Annotated in this window: 5 protein-coding genes and 1 pseudogene; all 6 read left to right on the top strand. The window is 54.3% G+C overall.

From position 1 onward, the window contains the following. Positions 1–280 (top strand): annotated as a pseudogene (locus tag L2W48_RS12800) (DUF2460 domain-containing protein); the annotation flags it as partial. A 12-nt stretch (positions 281–292) separates the two neighbouring features. Further along, the gene (locus L2W48_RS12795) at positions 293–1564 is read left to right on the top strand and encodes a hypothetical protein (RefSeq protein WP_236100475.1); all 1272 of its coding nucleotides are present in this window, start codon (positions 293–295) and stop codon (positions 1562–1564) included. A 4-nt stretch (positions 1565–1568) separates the two neighbouring features. Then, on the top strand, positions 1569–1979 hold the full coding sequence (locus L2W48_RS12790) for a hypothetical protein (protein ID WP_236100474.1): 411 nt from the start codon (positions 1569–1571) through the stop codon (positions 1977–1979). Continuing rightward, complete coding sequence (locus L2W48_RS12785; RefSeq protein WP_236100473.1) at positions 1979–2164, top strand: hypothetical protein; 186 nt, start codon at positions 1979–1981, stop codon at positions 2162–2164. The genes L2W48_RS12790 and L2W48_RS12785 overlap by 1 nt, the downstream gene beginning before the upstream one ends. A 72-nt stretch (positions 2165–2236) precedes the next feature. Continuing rightward, positions 2237–2689, top strand: a complete 453-nt coding sequence (locus tag L2W48_RS12780; RefSeq protein WP_236100472.1) for a hypothetical protein — start codon at positions 2237–2239, stop codon at positions 2687–2689. Next, a partial coding sequence (locus tag L2W48_RS12775) for a glycosyl hydrolase 108 family protein (protein WP_329604272.1) occupies positions 2686–2910 on the top strand: 225 nt, incomplete at its 3' end. The genes L2W48_RS12780 and L2W48_RS12775, both read left to right, overlap by 4 nt.

The raw sequence follows: 2910 nt of genomic DNA, 5'->3' as shown, positions 1-2910 counted from the left end.
ATTCGACACCGGCACCCCTTTGATACGGGGAGTCTCGAAGGTGCTGGTAGGGGGGCAGGAGGTGACGGACTACGCCCTCAACAACGTAAAGGGAACGGTTACCTTCGGGGCCGCTCCGGCCGTGGATTCGGAGGTCCGTATGGATTACTCCTACGAAAGGGGGCACGCCATAGGGAATATCCGACAGTGGAGCGGAAGACGGTGTTTCTTGAGGGCGTCTCTGCCCTACGATGCGCCGAACTCGGTTCTGACGGCCCGGCTCAGGGTCATTTCTCAATAGGGAGGTAATGTAATGGCGGTAAAAAGGATTGATACTCTGGGGTGTCATCCTCTGGTGCTCATGAAAAAATTGGCGGCCATAGGAGGCCTGGAAATACTCAAGGAGGAAAAGCACGTCCACGACGGGGTGGAGTACCCCTACCACATCGTGGCGAAGGTGAAAGACGGGTTGTACGTGGAGGCGAAGGATCCTATATACGAGTTCGCCAGTACACCTGAACTGTTACCTCGAAGAGTGTACCTTGGAGAGCTAGAAGGAGATATCATGGCATTGGAAGCGAGCTCTACGATGCTGGGGATCAGAAGCCAGACGGATTACATGGCCCCTGTGATAAACTCTCAGACGCCACTCCCCGAGGGTCCTATGGGATTAAGCATCTTATTCTCGTATTTTGGCAAGGCGTCAAATACAAGTTCGTATAGGCTCCACAGTGGAGCCTACATAGACTCAGACAACGGCTACTTGTTTGGAGCCCCTCTGTCGCGTAATAAAGAGAAAGTGATGCGTATAGGAGGTAAAAACCCGATAAGTAATCTTGATCTGATGGACAAATCAAATGGCATCTATGTGTCTGTTAATCTTCTTACTTCCGACACACTGGAATATTCTTATAACGGGACATCCGCCGTTGTCATGAGTGCCTTTATTGAGAACATCCAGTGGAAGCCTTTCCGTCCAAGCGGGTATAGGTACTATGCGACTCCCCGCATCTATTTCGGGCAGACTACCGAGGGGCTAGGCGCCCCGATCGTGATATCTGGGACCATTATGCGGATAGGGACGGATTTTTTAGAAGATCAGCTGGTATCTCCCACTTCCTGGAGAATTTTGCCCATAACCTCTTCGGTAATCAGCAACGAAGGCGGCGTGTTTTTCTGCTATGACGAAGGAGAGGAACACTCCGGGGTGCTGGGGCTCGTCCTTGTGGACACCTCTAAAGGCAACGGCCTTGATGGACCTTTCCCTGCTATCTTCGACACTGATCTTTGTTGTGCCTTTTCGCCGCCCAGCAAGGGGGAGCATCTGGTCGTTTTAGGTAGCGAATCCAACCCGGAGGGAATTATCACGATGCAACTTTTTGCTCCTTCGCCACCTATTTCTACGGATTCCGTCAGTGGCGGCCCCGTCGTAACGGATCTTTTCGCCTATACATCCGAGGAGATAAGGGGGGCAGTCCCCGGGGTTTTAGCGACTCCGGAGGCTCTCGCCGTAGGGTCCGTCGGATGGCTGGACGGCAAGAGATATCGGGTCCATCTTCCCGGGCGTATGCTCCAGATAGGGTAGAGCCATGCCTACATATAAAAACGAAAAGTCCTACCCGATATCTTTCGGGCGGCATTACTGGGTACCCGGCGAGGAAAAACGGGTACCCTTTTTCATTCCCGCCGAGGAGATCGGACTTACCGTCGTCTCCGGCGATCCTAAGCCTCGCTCTCAGGTGTTGTATTCCGGAGAGGTGACCGTCCCGCCCGGTGAGACCGTGACATTGCCGGTCCCCTATTGCAGAAAGCTCTCTCTCCAGGCGGCCACCGAGGGGGACGACATTGCGGAGATCCATCTGGGGGAGAGATCTATAAAACTGGATGGGAAATACGGACTTGACCTCGATCGTCTGGACTGGGGACGGTTGGGCGAGATCTTCCTGTCCTCCTCGGCGGGGGCAACCGTGACTCTTCTCGTTATGGAGGTGGTGTCTTGATGGGACATTTCATCAAACAGACGGACATAGACCTCTCCCCGGTGTTGTCGGGAATGGAGGGGTTGTCCTCGAAAATGGACCGGATATGGGAACAGATAAAGACGCCGGGAGCCCCTCCGAAGAGTAACGTCGTCATGGTGGAAGCTTTGAGGTTGGGTATGGAATTGGAGACGCCGGAGACGTAGCGAACGGCATAAAGTTTCGGGGAAGCTCGGCGTGGGCTTCCCTTTTTTGTTCCGAAAAGAGGAGGAATTCCGATGAGAGAGAACGTCGAAAAGATCAAGGAAGCTCTTAGCACTCTGGTGGCCGACGCTAAGTATCTGAAAGAGCGGATGAACGAGCTGTCCGAGTGGAACAGTCTCAAGAAGGTAAGGGAGAACCTATCGAATGTGGTCGACTTCGTCGGTCGTATAGTCGTGTTCGCCGAGTTGGCCACCTCGCAGGTGAAGGACGAGATCTCGGGGCTTCAGTCGAAGGACAAGAGAGACGCCGTCGTGGAATACCTGGACGGTCTCATAGTCCTTCCCTGGTTTCTGGAGCCCTTCGACGGCCCCATCATCCGAGGACTGGTGGACTATGCCGTGGATAAACTGAACGAGCGCCTCGGTCACGACTGGGGGCTGGACAGGATAGAGGAGCTGGCGATCCATGGCAGGGACATATTGGATATAGCGGGCCCTTTGCCCTGGGAGGGGAGGGGGACGAAGTGACGGAGAGGTTCTCTGAGGTTCTCTCCGTGGTCCTGGGATTCGAGGGAGGATATGCGAACGATCCGGACGATAGGGGAGGACGGACCAACTACGGCATAACGGAAGGTACCCTTAGATTCGCCTACGAGAGAAAGATCGTATCCCATAAGGATATACGATCTTTGTCGAAGGCCGACGCCGCCCTGATCTACTGGTCCGACTACTGGGAGCCCATAGGAGCC

Source organism: Dethiosulfovibrio russensis (assembly GCF_021568855.1).
In the GTDB taxonomy this organism is placed as follows: Bacteria; Synergistota; Synergistia; order Synergistales; family Dethiosulfovibrionaceae; genus Dethiosulfovibrio; species Dethiosulfovibrio russensis.
The sequence above is the reverse complement of the archived record's forward strand: the minus strand, read 5'-3'. Positions and strand labels throughout refer to the sequence as shown.